The sequence below is a fragment of the Halogeometricum rufum genome (genome assembly GCF_900112175.1).
Classification (GTDB): domain Archaea; phylum Halobacteriota; class Halobacteria; order Halobacteriales; family Haloferacaceae; genus Halogeometricum; species Halogeometricum rufum.
Map to the genome: position 1 here is coordinate 1,219,888 of NZ_FOYT01000001.1, position 16,527 is coordinate 1,236,414.

At 69.0% G+C, this 16,527-nt stretch carries 15 protein-coding genes and 1 pseudogene; 9 read left to right on the plus strand and 7 right to left on the minus strand.

Translation table 11 applies throughout. From position 1 onward, the window contains the following. Positions 1-64 precede the first annotated feature (64 nt). Positions 65-1,216 (minus strand): bifunctional phosphopantothenoylcysteine decarboxylase/phosphopantothenate--cysteine ligase CoaBC, encoded by a 1,152-nt coding sequence (gene coaBC / locus BM310_RS06400; RefSeq protein WP_089805711.1) that lies wholly within the window; start codon positions 1,214-1,216, stop codon positions 65-67. Positions 1,217-1,304: 88 nt separating this feature from the next. Between coaBC and BM310_RS06405 the strand changes: the two genes are divergently transcribed. Then, on the plus strand, positions 1,305-2,543 hold the full coding sequence (locus BM310_RS06405) for an outer membrane protein assembly factor BamB family protein (RefSeq protein ID WP_089805713.1): 1,239 nt from the start codon (positions 1,305-1,307) through the stop codon (positions 2,541-2,543). A 12-nt stretch (positions 2,544-2,555) separates the two neighbouring features. Here the strand turns inward: BM310_RS06405 and BM310_RS06410 are convergent, their stop codons facing one another. Next, entirely contained in the window at positions 2,556-3,332 is a 777-nt protein-coding gene (locus BM310_RS06410) for an FAD-dependent oxidoreductase (RefSeq protein ID WP_089805714.1), read from the minus strand. A gap of 55 nt (positions 3,333-3,387) precedes the next feature. Next, positions 3,388-4,305, minus strand: coding sequence for a DUF7551 domain-containing protein (locus tag BM310_RS06415; RefSeq protein ID WP_089805716.1), 918 nt, complete (start codon positions 4,303-4,305; stop codon positions 3,388-3,390). Positions 4,306-4,427: 122 nt separating this feature from the next. Between BM310_RS06415 and BM310_RS06420 the strand changes: the two genes are divergently transcribed. The 5 genes and pseudogenes from BM310_RS06420 (at position 4,428) to trkA (BM310_RS06440) (ending at position 10,718) form a co-directional block, all read left to right on the plus strand. Continuing rightward, positions 4,428-4,961 (plus strand): type II toxin-antitoxin system RatA family toxin, encoded by a 534-nt coding sequence (locus BM310_RS06420; RefSeq protein WP_089805718.1) that lies wholly within the window; start codon positions 4,428-4,430, stop codon positions 4,959-4,961. Between the two features lie 102 nt (positions 4,962-5,063). Continuing rightward, a pseudogene (trkA, locus tag BM310_RS06425) lies at positions 5,064-6,488 on the plus strand (Trk system potassium transporter TrkA); the annotation flags it as partial. 60 nt (positions 6,489-6,548) lie between these two features. Continuing rightward, entirely contained in the window at positions 6,549-8,153 is a 1,605-nt protein-coding gene (locus BM310_RS06430) for a TrkH family potassium uptake protein (RefSeq protein WP_089805721.1), read from the plus strand. A gap of 102 nt (positions 8,154-8,255) precedes the next feature. Next, positions 8,256-9,236, plus strand: a complete 981-nt coding sequence (locus tag BM310_RS06435; protein WP_089805723.1) for a Gfo/Idh/MocA family protein — start codon at positions 8,256-8,258, stop codon at positions 9,234-9,236. 144 nt (positions 9,237-9,380) lie between these two features. Then, positions 9,381-10,718, plus strand: a complete 1,338-nt coding sequence (gene trkA / locus BM310_RS06440) for a Trk system potassium transporter TrkA (protein ID WP_089805725.1) — start codon at positions 9,381-9,383, stop codon at positions 10,716-10,718. Between the two features lie 36 nt (positions 10,719-10,754). Here trkA (BM310_RS06440) and BM310_RS06445 read toward each other — a convergent pair whose 3' ends face one another. After that, positions 10,755-12,299, minus strand: coding sequence for a TrkH family potassium uptake protein (locus tag BM310_RS06445; protein ID WP_089805727.1), 1,545 nt, complete (start codon positions 12,297-12,299; stop codon positions 10,755-10,757). Positions 12,300-12,482: 183 nt separating this feature from the next. On the opposite strand from BM310_RS06445, the gene BM310_RS21280 reads away from it, so the two are divergent. Next, a complete protein-coding gene (locus BM310_RS21280; RefSeq protein ID WP_177232545.1) occupies positions 12,483-12,734 on the plus strand; it encodes a hypothetical protein in 252 nt (83 codons plus the stop codon). A 15-nt stretch (positions 12,735-12,749) separates the two neighbouring features. On the opposite strand, the gene BM310_RS21830 is transcribed toward BM310_RS21280, so the two are convergent. Next, positions 12,750-13,286, minus strand: coding sequence for a BGTF surface domain-containing protein (locus BM310_RS21830; protein WP_089805729.1), 537 nt, complete (start codon positions 13,284-13,286; stop codon positions 12,750-12,752). 134 nt (positions 13,287-13,420) lie between these two features. Here BM310_RS21830 and BM310_RS06460 point away from each other — a divergent pair, with 134 nt between their 5' ends. Further along, the gene (locus BM310_RS06460; protein WP_089805731.1) at positions 13,421-13,552 is read left to right on the plus strand and encodes a transporter; all 132 of its coding nucleotides are present in this window, start codon (positions 13,421-13,423) and stop codon (positions 13,550-13,552) included. A 173-nt stretch (positions 13,553-13,725) separates the two neighbouring features. Here the strand turns inward: BM310_RS06460 and gatA are convergent, their stop codons facing one another. Together gatA and gatC are read right to left on the minus strand one after the other, a co-directional pair. After that, positions 13,726-15,024 (minus strand): Asp-tRNA(Asn)/Glu-tRNA(Gln) amidotransferase subunit GatA, encoded by a 1,299-nt coding sequence (gene gatA / locus BM310_RS06465; protein WP_089805732.1) that lies wholly within the window; start codon positions 15,022-15,024, stop codon positions 13,726-13,728. After that, complete coding sequence (gene gatC / locus BM310_RS06470; RefSeq protein ID WP_089805734.1) at positions 15,025-15,303, minus strand: Asp-tRNA(Asn)/Glu-tRNA(Gln) amidotransferase subunit GatC; 279 nt, start codon at positions 15,301-15,303, stop codon at positions 15,025-15,027. It abuts the gene before it with no gap. A 176-nt stretch (positions 15,304-15,479) separates the two neighbouring features. On the opposite strand from gatC, the gene BM310_RS06475 reads away from it, so the two are divergent. Next, positions 15,480-16,475 (plus strand): transcription initiation factor IIB, encoded by a 996-nt coding sequence (locus BM310_RS06475; protein ID WP_089805735.1) that lies wholly within the window; start codon positions 15,480-15,482, stop codon positions 16,473-16,475. The last annotated feature ends 52 nt before the right edge of the window (positions 16,476-16,527 follow it).

The following is a 16,527-nucleotide window of genomic DNA, read 5'->3' on the forward strand; positions in this document are numbered from 1 at the left end:
TTTTCCGACTCCCCGCCTCGGACGCGCGCCGGGGGTCGGTTCCCGAATCGCTTCTCACCCGCGCTCAGAGTTCGGCGGCCAACGCCTCGGCGACCCGTTCTCCGAGTGCGGTCTTCGACCCCGAGAACTCGGCCACGTCGTCCGCGCGGACGAACAGCGTTCTGGTCCGCGCTTCGCCCATCACGGAGGCGTCGTTCGCGACGACGAACGACAGGTTCGCCCGGTCGAGTATCCCTCGCGCGGCCGCGACCATCGCCTCGTCGTCGCCGCTGGTCTCGGCCTTGAACCCGACGATGGCGAGGTCCGGGTGCGCCTCGCGCACGGTGTCGATGAGCTTCGGCGTCGGTTCGAGTTCGAGCGTCCGGGCGTCGCCCGAGCGGAGTTTCTCCGCGGCGGCGTCGACGGTGTAGTCGGAGATGGCCGCCGCCGAGACGAGGGCGTCGGCCCCGTCGGCGGCGTCGAGGACGGCGTCCAGCATCTCCGCGCTCGTCTCCACCGACTCCACGTCGGCGTACGGCACGTCGCCGCCGTCGTGGACGAGGGTCACGTCCGCGCCGCGGACGTAGCACGCGCGGGCGACTTCCCGCCCCGTCCGGCCGGACGACCGGTTCGTCAGCACCCGGACGGGGTCTATCGGTTCGGCGGTGGCGCCGGCGGTGACGACGACGCGTCTGCCCGCCAGCGTCTGTTCCGTCGTCGCCCGGGCCACGTCGGTGACGATGGCCTCCTCGGTGGCTATCTTCGCCTTCCCCTCCTCCAGTCGCGGGTCGACGAACCGGACGCCCCACGACTCGACGCGGTCGATGGCGTCGAGGACGCCCGGGTGGTCGTACATCGGTTCGTGCATCGCGGGCGCGACGACGACGGGCACGTCAGCGCCGAGTGCCGTCGTCGCGCACGTCGTCACCGGCGTGTCGTCCACCGCGCCGGCTATCTTCCCGACGGTGTTCGCCGTCGCGGGCGCGACGAGGAGGACGTCCGCCCACCCGTCCCGTCCGCAGAGTTCGACGTGTTCGACGCGGCCCGTAATCTCGGTCACCACGTCGTTCTCGGTGGCGAACTCGACGGCCCACGGGTGGACGATGCCCCGCGCGCTCTCGGTCATCACGCCGCGCACCGACGCCCCGTGCCGGCGGAGTTCGTGGGCGAGTTCGACCACCTTCACCGCGGCGATACTTCCGGAGACTCCCAACGCGACGTTCACGCCTTCCAGCATCGTCGTGCGGTTCGAGGCGGGGCGGGTAAAACTGCCCGGTGCGGGTGACGGGAGAAGGTTCATATCTTCGTTCGAGAACTACGAACCGATGCCCTCCAGACGGGACCTGCTCAGCGGCGTCGGCGTCGCGGCCCTCGGCGGATTCGCTGGGTGTCTCGGCGGAGACGAGTTCGGCGCGCCCGAGACGCCGACCGACGAGTGGTGGACCGCCCGGCACGACACGCGGAACACGGCCTGTGCGCCGAACGCGACGCCGCCCGACTCGGAACCCGAACGACGCTGGTCGCGGTCGTTCGAGACGGAGACCCCCGTGGGACTTCTCGTCTCGGCCGACTCGGTGTACGCCGTCCGTGAGACCGGAACGGACGCGTTGGGCCGAGACGACGGCGCATGGAAGTGGAACACACACGGAGGAGACCAGACGCCCGCCAGCGGCCTCTCCCGAGTAGCGACGCTCGCGCCCGACACGCTCTACACTGCCGATGGTAGACACGTCCGCGCGTTCGACCGGGACGGGACGGTTCGCTGGCAGACCGCGTATCCGAACACGACCGGGACCACGCGCATCTACGGCGTCCTGCCGACCGACGACGGCGTTCTCCTCGGTGACCACGGCAGACTGCTGGCGTTCGACTCGGACGGGAATCACCGATGGACGTTCGGGACGAACGGGGCTGACGCGACGTACCCCGGCGTCGCGGCCGACGGTGACGGCGGAACGGACCTCCTCCTCGCTGCGCCCGGACCGCTCCAGTCGCTGTCGTCTCCCACGACTATCGACTCGCTCCTCGGGCGAGGCCCGTCCGTGCGGTGGGAGACGAGTGCCCGCGGCCGCCCGACGTGGCCCGTCGTCACCGACGAGTACGTCGTCGTCGGGGACACGGACAGGGCGGGCGGCGCGCGGACCCACGGGGACCTCCACGTCTATCGCCGCGACGGAACGCGCGTCCGGTCGGTGTCGACGGAGGGCGGTCACCCCCACCTCGCGCTCACGTCCGACGAGTCGGCCATCGTCTACGGAACCGGCGTCGGGGGCGACGGCGAGGGAACCGTCACCGCACTCGAACTCGCGTCCGGCGAGACGCGGTGGGCGCGCGACGACTTGGCCGTGGCCGACTGGGGAACCTCGCTCGTCGTCTCGGGTGAGACCTGCCTGTTCGCGGGGGCGACGGACGACCGGTCGTCCCGCGTCCACGCGCTCGACGCCGCGACGGGCGAGACGAAGTGGACGCTGTCGACGGAAGCGGGAACTCCCGAGAGCGTCGTCGCCGCCGGACCCCGAGTGTACGTCGTCACGACGGCGGGCGTCGTCGCGGCTTACGAGTGACGAGTCGTTCGCTTACCCGTCCAGTCGGCCCAGTTCGTCGTCGACCAGACTCGGGTGCGTGCGCTGGGGTTCCTCGTGCGGGTCGGCGAAGAACTCCCGCATCACCTCGCGGGACTCCGCCTCCCGTCGCTCCCGTTCGGCGGCGTCTATCTCCTCGCATCCCGGCGGCACCTCCCGCCCGCGGTCGGTGAAGTAGCCCTCCGGCGTCACCCAGTCGTGGTAGTACGCCACGTCGCTGTCGTGGACCAGGGTCAGGGCGACTTCCGCGCCGTGGCCCGCGGCGACGACGGCCTGGTGGTACTGCTCCGAGATGCGACCCGCGGCGTAGACGCCTTCGACGGACGTGCGGCCCGCCTCGTCCACGTCGACGTAACGCTTGCTCCCCGCGTCGCGTATCGTCACGTCGAGTTCGTCGAGGTAGTCCGCGTCGGCCCACGAGGCGGCGACGACGAACCGACTGCGCACCGTCTCCACCGTCCCGTCGGCGTCGACGGACGCGACGAACCGCGCGCCGTCCGCCGCGGCGCGTTCGACCGAGAGGACGCGGCCCGTCTCGCGGGCGACGCCGTTCCGGTCGGCCTGTTCGCGGAGCAAGTCGCCGAACAGGCGGGCGTTCACGCCCGCGGGGAAGCCGGGGACGTTCTCCAGGTGTGCGTTTCGGTTCAGGATGCTCTCTCCGTCGTTGACGACGAGGGTGTCGAGGCCGGCGCGGGCGGTGAACGTCGCGGCGGTGAGGCCGGCGACGCCGCCCCCGACGACGAGCACGTCGGTCGAGTCTCGCGGCTCCATGCGGAGCGGTACCAGCCTGTCGAGGATGAGTCCGTCGGTTCGGGGTCGAAACGCCTTACAGCCGGTAGTCCGAGTCGTTCAGTCGCCCCTCGTCGGTGGCGTCGAGGCTGACGAGTCCGGTCGGGTTCGCACCCGCCTCCACGCGGAGTCGCCACCGTCCGTCCGCGAGGGGGGTGGCCTCGGTGAACGAGACGGGCCTGTCGGGGAGGCGGCGCACGAGTTCGACCGCTATCGGGAGCGTCGGCAGTCGACCGGTGCGTTCGGCGAGCGCGTAGTCCCCGAACGTCACCTCCCACGCGTCGCCGCCGGGACAGGCGTCGATGTCCGTCTCGTCGACGAACGACGCCTCGCAGAGGCGCGTCGTCGTCGCCCCGAGGGCGGACCGGACCGTCGGTTCCGACAGGCGCGCGCCGCCGTTCGGCCCCGCGAGCAACTCGGCGGCTTCGGCGACGACGACCCGTTGCTCGGCGGCGTCGAGTCGCGCGTCGAGTTCGCTCATCATGCTCCACAGCATCGTGAGACAGAAGTCGTCCCGCTCGGTGACCACCTCGGCCAGCGTCAGGTACGTCTCCATCGCGGCGGACTCGACGCGCCTGTGGCCCGTCGCCGAGAGCGACTCGAAGACCGCTGCGGACACGTCGTGACAGAAGGTGATGTAGCGCGTCCGGCCGTCGGGGTCGGCCGACTCCGGCGCGTCGCGGCGGGGGGACGAGGGGTCGACGCCGGTGTCGTCGGCCACGGCGCGGACCCGGGGTTCGTGGTGCGGCAACTGCGGGTCGTACCGTCGGAGCGCCGACCGGTAGTTCGAGGCGGCTTCGACCGCCTGTTCGGCGTCCTCGCGGGAGCCGAACCGCATCCCCGTCAGCGGGAGCGGTTCGCGTCCGGTTCGGTCGCAGACGACGGCGTACGCGCCCGTCGGCGCGGCGAACCCGCTCACGTGAGAGCGGATATCCCGAAGCGTCCCACCCACCATCTCGATTGGACAACGCTCTGTCACCCAGAAGTAGTTTCTGATGTACCGCTGTCGGTTCCGGCCGGCGTCCGCCCGGCGCGACCCCCACAAGGCTTTGTTCGCGGCCCCCCAACTCGCGTCTCGTGGACGAAATCGTCGTCACCACCGTCGTCTACCTCCCGCGCGAGGAGGTGTACGACTTCCTCGTCGACTTCCCTCGCTACGCGAACTACTCGAAGCACCTGAAGGACGTCACCCAACGCGGCGACGGTGAGGCGGGCACCCGATACGCGTTACACTTCACGTGGTGGAAACTCAACTACACGGCCCACTCGAAGGTGACCGAACTCCACCCGCCGGACCGCATCGAGTGGCGCATCGTGCGGGACTTCCGCGCCCACGGTCGGTGGCGCGTCGAGGAACTGGACGAACTGCCCGACGACGCGCCCGAGGACGCCGAGACGGCCTGCCGGGTCTTCTTCGAGGTGTCGTACGACGCCGAGTCCGCGGACGAGAGTTCGTTCGACCTCCCGCGACTCGTCTCGTTCGGCTGGGTGATAGACAAGCTCAAACCGGTCTTGGAGAAGGAGGCAGAACGCATCGTCGAACGCGTCGTCGAGGACCTGGAGGGGCGGCGGCGCCGGATAGACCTGAGCGTCGACCGCCGGCGCAAGTGAGCGACCGATGAGCGACTGGCCGCCGGACGAACGGCCGCCGGACGAACGGCCGACCAGAGACCGACCGCCGGGTGTCCGACTCGTGCGTGACCGCCCCGCGACCGAGCGGGGAGCGCGAGCCGATGTCGAAAGAAGAATACCGGTTCGCTCGCAAATCGGGGCAGAAATGCAACGTGGAGGCCGCCTCGGATGCGAGTAGTAATCGTCGGTGCGGGGCAGGTCGGGTCGAGCATCGCGGCCGACCTCGGCGACGTTCACGAAGTCGTCGTCGTGGACCGGGACGCCGAACGCGTCGAGGAGATGAACTACTCGCTCGACGTGCTGGGCATCACGGGCGACGGGACCGCGCTGTCGACGCTCGAACAGGCGGGTATCGAGGACGCCGACATGGTCATCGCCTCGACGGACAACGACGAGACGAACATCGTCGTCTGCTCGACGGCGAAGGCCATCAGCGACGCGTTCACCATCGCTCGCGTCAAGAACACCGAGTACCTCCGGACGTGGCAGCGGTCGAAGAAGGCGTTCGGCATCGACTTCATGGTGTGTACGAACCTGCTGGCCGCCGAGTCCATCGTCCGCATCATCGGCCTGCCCGCCGCCCGCGACGTGGACCCGTTCGCCGGCGGGCAGGTGCAGATGGCCGAGTTCGAGGTGGACGACGACAGTCCCATCTCGAACGTCACCGTCCGCGAGGCGGACCGCTTCGAGGCGCTGACGTTCGCCGCCATCCTCCGGAACGGCTCCATCGAGTTGCCGCGCGGCGAGACGGTCATCCAGCCGGGTGACCGCGTCGTCGTCATCGGGACGCCGAGGAGCGTCCAGGATTTCGCGCGCTCCGTCGCCCCCGACGAGTCCCCGGGGGCCGCCGAGGAAGTCGTCGTCGTCGGCGGTTCCGAAGTCGGCTACCACGTCGCCCGACTGCTGGAGGAACGCGGCTTCCGCCCGCGTCTGGTCGAACGCGACCCCGACCGGGCGCGCACACTCGCCGAAGCGCTCCCCGACACCGTCGTGATGGAGTCGGACGCGACGGACATGGAGTTCCTCGAACGCGAACACGTCGGCGAGGCCGACCTGGTGGTCGCGGCGCTGGAGTCCGACGAGAAGAACCTGCTCGTCTCTCTCCTCGCGGCGCGCCTCGGCGTCGAACGCACCGTCGCGGTCATCGACACGACGGAGTACGTGGACCTGTTCGAGGCCGTCGGCGTCGACGTGGGCGTGAGCCCCCGTGAAGTCGTCGCCGAGGAGATTACGCGCTTCACGCGCGAGGGCGGCGCGGAGAACGTCGCCCTCATCGAGTCGGACAAGGCCGAGGTGCTCGAAATCGAAGTGGACGACGCGAGCGTCCTCGCCGGCCGGGAGATTCGCGAGTCGGTCTCCGAACTCCCGGACGGCGTCGTCGTCGGTGCCATCACTCGAAACCGCGAGTTCATCACCCCGCGGGGGGACACCGTCGTCGAGGCGGGCGACCACGTCGTCCTGTTCGTGGACGCCTCCGTCGTCGGCGACGTGACGGCGATGCTGTGACGCCTGCTCCGTTTCCGTAAACTAATACGTCTCGGCGCGTGAGCACGGAGACACGCTCCGATGAAGCTACGTGTCGACTACCGAGCCAGCCTCAGTCTCGTCGGGACCGTCCTCAAGTATCTCGCGGTCCCCCTGTGTCTGCCGCTCCTCGTTGCGCTCTACTACGGCGAGACGACGCTGCCGTTCGTCGTCACCATCGCCCTCACCGTCGCCGTCGGGGCGGGACTGGAGCGCCTCGAACCCGACCCGGACATCCGCGCCCGCGAGGGCTTTCTCATGGTCGCCGTGACGTGGTTCGCCGTCACCCTCGTCGGCGCGGTACCGTACCTCGTGGAGGCGCACGGCCTGCCGCCCGTCGTCCTGCCGTTCCACCCCAACTCGACGCTCGCGAACCCCGCCAACGCGCTGTTCGAGAGCATGAGCGGGTTCACCACGACGGGAGCGACGGTGCTGGGCGACATCTCGTTCGACACGCACAGCCGCGCAGTCATGATGTGGCGACAGCTGACGCAGTGGCTCGGCGGCATGGGTATCGTCGTCCTCGCCGTCGCCATCCTGCCCGAACTCTCCGTCGGCGGCGCGCAGTTGATGGACGCCGAGGCGCCCGGCCCCGGCATCGAGAAACTCACGCCGCGCATCGCCGAGACGGCCCGCGCGCTCTGGGGGGCGTACCTCGGTTTCACCGTCCTCGAAGCGACCCTGCTCTACGGCCTGTTCCTCCTCGGCGTCGACCCGAACATGACGCTCTACAACGCCGTCGCGCACGCGTTGACGACGATGCCGACGGGCGGGTTCTCCCCCGAGGCGCGGAGCATCGAGGCGTTCTCGGCGGCCGCACAGTGGATAATCGTCCCGTTCATGGTCGCCGCCGGGACGAACTTCGCGCTGTTTTGGCACGCGCTCACCGGCAACCCGCGGCGCATCTTCGAGGACAGCGAGTTCCGCTTCTACGTCGGCGCGATGGCGACGTTCACCGCGGTTCTCTCGGTCCTCCTGTTCACGGGCGTCGGCTTCACGCAGACCGTGGTCGGGCAGTCGACGTTCGACGCGGCCTACCTCGGCGAGTTCACGGCGCTCGTCACCGGACAGGTCGAACCCGCGGTGCGGCAGGCGGTGTTCCAGGTGGTCTCCATCGTGACGACGACGGGGTACGCCAGCATGGACTTCAACACGTGGAGTCCGGTCGCGCAGTACGTCCTCCTGTTCGCCATGTTCGTCGGCGGCTCCGCGGGGTCGACCGGCGGCGCGGTGAAGGTCGTCCGCTGGTACGTCATCCTGAAGTCCATCCGCCGGGAACTGTTCACGACCGCACACCCCGACGCGGTCCGCCCCGTCCGCCTCGGCGGCCGCGCGCTCGACGAACGCGCGATTCGCGGCATCTACGCGTTCACCCTCCTCTACATGGTCATCTTCTTCGTCGCAAGCGGGCTCCTCTTCCTCGACGCGGCGCGCTACGGCCTGAACCTCTCGGTGCTGGAGACGATGTCGGCCGTCGCCGCGACCCTCGGCAACGTCGGCCCCGGGTTCGGCGTCGTCGGCCCGATGGGGAGTTACCTCGGGTTCTCGAACGCGGGCAAACTGTTCATGGTCGTCCTGATGTGGATCGGTCGGCTGGAGATTCTGCCCGTCCTCGTCATCCTGACGCCGGAGTACTGGCGGCGGTAGTCGCGTCGCGTCCTGCGACGACGGTGGCCGTCGAAGCCCGCGGTTGCAGGGCCCCCCGACCGCCGGCGGAAGACCTTTCGGGCGGTCGGCCGTCTACCGCCCATGAAATTCGGTGTCCTGAGCACCGCGGGTATCGCTCGCAAGTCGCTGATTCCGGCCATCCACGCGAGCGACCACGAGGTGACGGCCGTCGCCTCGCGGGACGCCGAGACGGCGGCGACGTTCGCCGCGAACAACGGGATTCCGGAGTCCTACGGGAGCTACGAGCGACTCCTCTCGGCCGACGTGGACGCGGTGTACAACCCGCTCCCGAACGCGTTGCACGCCGAGTGGACCCGCCGGGCCGCCGACGCCGGACTGGACGTGCTCTGCGAGAAGCCGCTGACGACCGACGCCGAGAGCGCCGCCGACCTGTTCGACTACTGCGAAGACGCCGACGTGACGCTCATGGAGGCGTTCATGTACCACTTCCACCCGCGGACCGTCCGCGCCCGTGAGATAGCGTCCGAGGAACTCGGCGCGGTGCGGTCCGTCGAGGCGGCGTTCAAGTTCCGGCTCGACGACCCCGCGGACATCCGCCTGAACCCCGAACTCGGCGGCGGGTCGCTGTTCGACGTGGGGAGCTACGCCGTCAGCGCGGCGCGGAACTTCCTCGGCGAACCCGACCGGGCGTACGCCCACCTCGCCGACACCCGCGACAGCGGCGTCGACACCGAGGCGGCGGGAGTGCTGGAGTACGCCGACGGACGCACCGCCCGCGTCGCCTCGGGGTTCGACACGACGCACGTCGAACGCTACCGCGTCGAAGCGGTCGACGGCTATCTGGAGGCGACGGACTGCTTCGGACCCGGCCGGACGTCGGTCGGCCTCACCTACGGCGTCGACGGGCGCGAGGTGACCGAGACGTTCGACGCGGTGGACCAGTACCGCCTGCAGGTCGACCACTTCGCCGAGGCGGCCGCGGCCGGGACGACGCCCCGAGTCGACCGCGCGGAGACGGTGGCGAACATGCGCGCAATCGACGCCCTGCGAGCGAGCGCGGCCGAGGGGCGACCGGTCCCGGTCGGCCGGGACGGCGAGTGACGGGCGTCGGGGACCGCCGAACTCGACCGACGCAGACACCGACGCGACTCGCGTCCGGTCGGGCGGTCCGACCGTCGCGAGCGGAAACGCTCATGGGACTGGTGGCTCACTCGTCCGTATGAACCGCAGACGAGGAGGAAGCACGTGCGCGTCGTAATCGTCGGCGCCGGTGAGGTCGGATCGAACATCGCCGCCAGCCTCGCGGACTCGCACGACGTGGTGGTGGTGGACGTCGACCCCGAACGGGTCGAGGAGGTGAAGTATTCGCTGGACGTGCTCGCGATAGAGGGCGACGGGGCGTCTATCGACACGTTGGAGGAGGCCGGCGTCGCCGACGCCGACCTCCTCATCGCCAGCACGGACGACGACGAGACCAACCTCGCCACCTGCGGGACGGCCAAAGCGCTCGGCGACCCGTTCACCATCGCCCGCGTCAAGCAGGTGGGGTTCCTCCGGACGTGGGAGCGGTCCCGCGGCGCGTTCGACGTCGACTTCATGGTCTGTTCGAACCTCGTCGCCGCCGAGGACATCGTTCAGGTCATCGGCCTCCCCGCCGCCGTCAACGTCGAGCAGTTCGCGCAGGGACTCGTCCAGATGGCGGAGTTCGAGATCGGCGAGTCGAGTTCCGTCGCCGGGCAGACGGTCAGCGAGGCCGACCAGTACGAACTGCTCACGTTCGCCGCGATTCTCCGCGACGACGACGTCGAGATACCAGACGGCGACAGCCGAATCGAAGCCGGCGACCGCGTCGTCGTCATCGGGATGCCGAAGGCCGTCCACGAGTTCGCGCTGACGGCCGCCCCGACGCGGATGCCGAACGACGCGACGAACGTGTTCGTCGTGGGCGGCGGCGAAATCGGCTTTCAGACCGCGCAGTTGCTCCAGGAGCGCGGTCTCTCGCCGCGACTGGTCGAACGCGACCCCGAACGGGCGCGCGAACTGGCCGAACAGCTCTCGGAGACGGTCGTCCTCCAGATGGACGCGACCGACACGGACGCGCTCGAACGGGAGAACGTCGGCACCGCCGACGTCGTCGTCGCCGCCCTCGACTCCGACCAGAACAGCCTCTTCGCCGCGCTGGTCGCGAAGCGACTCGGCGCGAAGCGGGCCGTCGCGGTGGTCGAGGACGGAGACCACCGGGACCTGTTCGAGACGGTCGGCGTGGACGCGGCGGTCAACCCGCGCGTCGTGACCGCGGAGGAGATTACGCGAATCACGCGCGAGGAGACGGCCGAGAAACTCACGTTCATCGAGGACGACCGCGCCGAGGTGTTCGAAGTGGAGGTGGACGGCGACAGCGTGCTCGCGGGGCGACCGATTCGGGAGTCCGTCGCCGACCTCCCGCGGGGCGTCGTCGTCGGCTCGATAGTGCGGGACCGGGAGTTGGTCTCGCCGCGCGGCGATACGGTCGTCGAAGTCGGCGACCACGTCGTCCTCTTCGTCGACTCGTCCGTGGCGGAGGAAGTCACCGCCGCCGTGTGAGGTCGGCGGCTCGCCGCTACCCGCCGACGCCGTCGCTCACGCGCGCCAGTACGACGGCGTGAACACGATGAGGACGGACAGAATCTCCAGTCGGCCGATCCACATCAGGACGACCATGTAGAGCTTCGAGAACGGCGAGAACGGCAGGAAGTTGTTCATCGGCCCGACGACGCCGACGCCCGGGCCGATGTTCCCGAGGGTGGCGATGGAGGCGCTCACGGCTTCGATGGCGCTGAGTTCGAGGCCGACGCGGAGGCTGTCGAGGTAGAGGACGACCGTCGAGAGGGCGAAGATGGTGACGAACGTCATCGTGAAGACGAACAGGCCGCGGACGGTCCGCTCGTCTATCACCTCGTCGGCCAGTCGGACCGGTCGCACCGCGTCGGGGTGGACCGAGGTGAACAGCTCTCGGCGGATGGTCTTCTGGACGAGGTACCAGCGGATTATCTTGACCGACCCGGCCGCCGACCCGGCGGACCCGCCGAGGAACATGGCGAACAGGAGGATGAGCTGCGCCGACTGGTCCCACGTGTTGAAGTCCATGCTGGCGTACCCCGTCGTGGTGACCACCGCCGCCGTCTGGAAGGCGGCCTGTCGGAGCGCGTGTTCGAGGTGCCCCGGAATCGGCGCGACGTTCGACGGCGACACGTCGAGGCCGAGACCCGTGAACAACAGGACGACGAAGACGCCCGTGACGGCCAGCATCGCCGCCAAGTACGCCCGGAACTCGGCGTTCCCCGTCAGCCGCCTCGGTTCGCCCATCAGGACGTACCAGAACAGCGCGAAGTTCGTCCCCGCGACGACCATGAACAGGGTGATGGCCCACTGAATCGCCGGCGAGAACGCCTCCGCGCTCCGCGCTTCGGGGGAGAACCCGCCGGTCGGCATCGTCGTCAACGCGTGCGCGACGGCGTTGTAGAGGTCCATGTTCGGCGCGACGCCGGCGAGGTGGAGGCCGTAGTAGACGACCATCGCCGCCACGGTGAACCCGATGTAGATGCGCCAGAGCGCGCTGGCCGTGTCCCGAATCCGCGGTGTCAGCTTCTCTATCGACAGTCCGGGTGCCTCCTCGTCGATGACCTGAGCGCCGCCGACGGAGAGTTCGGGCAGGATGGCGACCATCAGGACGATGATGCCCATCCCGCCGAGCCACTGGGTGACCTGCCGCCACATGAGTATCGACCGCGTGTGCCGGTCGAACGATATCTCGCCGAGCACGGTCGACCCCGTCGTCGTGAACCCGCTCATGCTCTCGAACAGCGCGTTCACCGGGTGCGCGACGGTCCCCTGCCCGGCGACGAGGTAGGGAATCGTCCCCAGGAGGGGGACCACGAACCACGTCATGCTCACGAGGAGGAACGCCTCCCTGTGGCCGAGGTCCGGCGTCGTTCGGAGTCGTTCGAGTCCCACCCCGGCGGTCACCATCACGACCATGGCGACGACGAAGGGGAGCGGGCTCTCGCCGTAGTAGAGGGCGACGCCCAGCGGGAGGGTGAGCGGGATAGCCATGTACTTGAGAACGGAACCGAGAAAGCCTACGCTCGTCCGGTAGTCCACGTAGGCGTCGATATTTGCGTTCATCACACTCTGAACGGAACCAAGAGCAGCAGTCATTTCACTCTGTAGGTATCGCTCGGGCGTTGACGTGGGGTGGTGACGCACGACAGCTCACCCGCCTCGCCCGAGAGCGGACGGATACAGTGGTGTGGTGACGCGCCACACGACCCTCCGGCCGCGGCGGTCGGAGCGGACGCGAGGCCGGCCGTGAGTCACGCTGGTGAACGCGAATCGACGGTCAGCCCCGGTCCGGTAGACGCGACGATGGTCGGTATCGGGGCGGGCATCTTCGTCCCTGTTCGGCGCGGGCGTCTACGTCCTGCTCGGAGCCTCATCGTCGTCGACTATCAGGGGAACCGCCTCGGCGGGCCCGACACCGTCATCGAACCGGGTCACCGCTACGTCGTCGCCGTCGAGTCGGGCGCGACGGACGAGGTGATGATCCTCCTCAGGGGCTGACGCCGGCGGGCCGGGCTACCGGAACCGGGCGTACCCCGCCACCGCGGCGAGGGCGGCGAGGGCGGCGACGAGGCCGAATCCGGGCGTCGACGCGCCGGTTCCGTCTCCGGTCGCCGAAGCGTCGGCCGTCGACGACGCGTCGCCGGTGAGCGTCTCGCCGGGCGCCAGCACCACACCCTCGGACTCGGCCACCGTCTCGCCGCCGCGGACGACGGTCACCGCGAACGTGTCACCGCTCGCCTGTTCGGAGAAGTCGAACGGGGCGGCGAACGACCCGTTCTCGGCGACGGTCACCGTCTGCGTCTTGAGGAACTGCGGTTGGGTGTCCCCCGCGGACTGGATGCGGAGCGTCAGGTTCGACCCCGCGTCGAGGTCCGACGTGCCGGTTATCGTCGCGTCCTCGGCCGCATGGACGACGACGCGTCCGTCCTGCGTCGCCAACTCGACAGACGACTCTTGGGCGACGACGACGCCCGTCGCGCCCGCGACGAGGCCGACGACGAGGAAGACTGTGACGAGACCACTCGTGGGAGGGAGAGACCAATCGGGCATTGCGTTCGAATCGAGTCGCGGCACCGTAGAAGACCCACCGAATGCTCAAACGGCGCTTTGAACGGACGCCGGCGGCCGCGCGAGCCCCGCGATCGGCGAACACTTTTTTCTAACTGAGGCGAGTCGAACAAAACATGAAGACATCCACCATCGTGATACTCGTCGGCGTCGTGTTCCTGTTCATCCCGATTCCGCCCATCGCCACCATCATCGGCATCCTGACCATCCTCGCCGGCGTCGCGTTCCGGGCGCTGGGCGGCAGTTAGAACCGCGTTTCGGGCGTCGGTTCGCTCCCACCTTTTCGTCGCTCCCTGACGGTCGCTCGAAACGTTGGATCAAAAACCGCTCAGTTCTCGACGGCCGACGCCGCCCGAATCATCGTGTTCCCACCTTTTCGTCGCTCCCTGACGGTCGCTCGAAAAGCTGGACCAAAAACCGCTCAGTTCTCGACGGCCGACGCCGCCCGAATCATCGTCTCTTCACCGAACTTCGGTCCGATTAGCTGGAGGCCGACCGGGAGGCCCTCCGCCTCGCCCGCCGGGACGGAGATGGCGGGGAGGTTCGCGAGGTTCACGGGGACGGTGTTGGCGTCCATCAGATACAGTTGCAGGGGGTCCGAGAGGCTCTCGCCGAGTTTCGGCGGGAGGACGGGCATCGTCGGCGTGGCGAGGACGTCCGCCTCGGCGAACGCCTCGTCGAAGTCCTGTTTTATCCACGCCCGGGCGTCTTGGGCCTTCTTGTAGTACTTGTCGTGGTAGCCCGCCGAGAGGGCGTACGTGCCGAGGAGGATGCGGCGCTTGACCTCCGCGCCGAACCCCTCCTCGCGGGTGTCGGCGTACACGTCGTTCCAGTTGCCCTCCTTGCCCGTCGAGAGGCCGTAGCGCACGCCGTCGTAGCGCGCGAGGTTCGAGGAGGCCTCGGACGTGGCGATGACGTAGTACGCCTGCACCGCGTGTTCGAGGGAGTCGAGGCTGACTTCGACCACGTCCGCGCCCTGCGCTTCGAGGTCCGCGACGGCCGCCTCGAACGTCTCGACGACGCGTTCGTCCGCGCCCTCGAGGAGGTCCGTGATGACGCCGACGGTCAGACCGTCGACGTCGCCGTCCGCGGCGGCCGCGTAGTCGGCGCCGTCGGCCGGGTGGCCGTCCGTCTCCGCGGACTGGTCGAACCGCGTCGTCGCGTCGCGTTCGTCCGCGCCCGAGATGACGTCCAGGAGGGCGGCGGCGTCCTCGACGGTGGACCCGATGGGGCCGACCTGTTCGAGGGAGTTCGCGTAGGCGACGAGTCCGTACCGAGAGACGAGTCCGTAGGTGGGCTTGATGCCGACGACGCCGCAGAAGGCGGCCGGGTTGCGCACCGACCCGCCGGTGTCCGTGCCGAGTGCGAGGTCCGCCTCGCCCGCGGCGACGGCGGCGGCCGACCCGCCCGAGGACCCCCCGGGCACGCGTTCGGTGTCAACGGGGTTCTCCGTCGGGCCGAACGCCGAGGTTTCGGTCGTGCCGCCCATCCCGAACTCGTCCATGTTCGTCTTGCCGACGATGGTCGCGCCGGCGGCTTTCAGGCGTTCGACCACCGTGGCGTCGTACGGCGGGACGTACGATTCGAGCATCGCGGACCCGCACGTCGTGCGGACGCCGTCGGTGCTGATGTTGTCCTTGACGGCGACGGTCCGCCCGGCGAGTGGGCCGTCGTCGTCGCCGTCGATGGTCTCCTCGGTGATGAAGATGTTCGCGCTCATCTACGACACCCGCGGTCCCTTGAAGAAGCCGTCTTCGGACTCGGGGGCGTTCCCCAGTGCCTCCTCCTGGTCGAGACAGTCCTCCACCTCGTCGGTTCGCATCACGTTCACGAGGTCGGGTTCCGACTCGACCTCGGGCACCTCGTCGAGGGCGTCGAAGTAGTCGAGGATGTCGGCGAACTGGGCGGCGAACTCCTCCACTTCGTCCTCCGCGAGGTTCACCCGCGCCAACTCCGCGACGTGACGCACCTCCTCGGCGTCCACGGGCGTATCGCTCATGTTCGTCACGAACCGGGGGCCGGGAGTAAGGGTTTCGGTGTGGGTGAACGGGGGTCTGCGACGGAGTGACAGCCCGCCGACCCGATTCCGTCCTCGGCGGGCCATCAAATATATTATCGTTCCGTCCGTGGAGACGGTACGGAGAACCCTCCGGCCCATTTTCTCCGCCCAACAAAATGACTGAAAGCGCCCGAAGTTACCGAACGCGGAGTGCGCGCGCGCGTGAGGACACCGGCGAACGAGAGGAGGAAGACGCCGTGGAAGACGAGGAGACGCTTCGCTGTCCCGAGTGCGGGTCGACGAACCTCGCCGCCGACGACGGACGGGGCGAGACGGTGTGTGAGGACTGCGGCCTCGTCGTCGAGGAGGACGAGATAGACCACGGTCCAGAGTGGCGAGCGTTCGACTCGGCCGAGAAGGACGAGAAGTCCCGCGTCGGCGCGCCGACGACGAACATGATGCACGACAAGGGGTTGTCGACGAACATCGGCTGGCAGGACAAGGACGCCTACGGCAACTCCCTGTCGTCCAATCAGCGCCAGAAGATGCAGCGACTGCGCACGTGGAACGAGCGCTTCCGCACGCGAGACTCCAAAGAGCGCAACCTGAAGCAGGCGCTCGGCGAGATAGACCGGATGGCGTCGGCGCTCGGACTCCCCGACAACGTCCGCGAGACGGCCTCGGTCATCTACCGCCGTGCGCTGGACGACGACCTGCTCCCCGGCCGGTCCATCGAGGGCGTCGCCACCTCGGCCCTGTACGCCGCCGCGCGCATGGCCGGCACGCCCCGGTCGCTCGACGAGATTACGGTGGTGTCCCGCGTCGACAAAGACGAGATATCGCGGACGTACCGCTACGTCGTCCGCGAACTCGGCCTCGAAATCGAACCCGCGGACCCCGAGCAGTACGTCCCGCGGTTCGCCTCGGAACTCGGCCTCACCGACGAGTCCGAACGCCACGCCCGCCAACTGCTGAAGACGGCCAAAGAACAGGGCATCCACTCCGGGAAGTCGCCCGTCGGCCTCGCCGCCGCGGCCATCTACGCCGCCTCCCTGCTCGCCAACGAGAAGGTGACGCAGAGCGAGGTGAGCGAGGTGGCCAACATCTCGGAAGTGACTATCCGCAACCGCTACCACGAACTGCTCGAGGCCGAAGAAGGCCTGACGGCCTGACCGACTCCTGCTTCTCCGCGGCCGCGACGGAAACAGCCAACCGCTCCCGCTT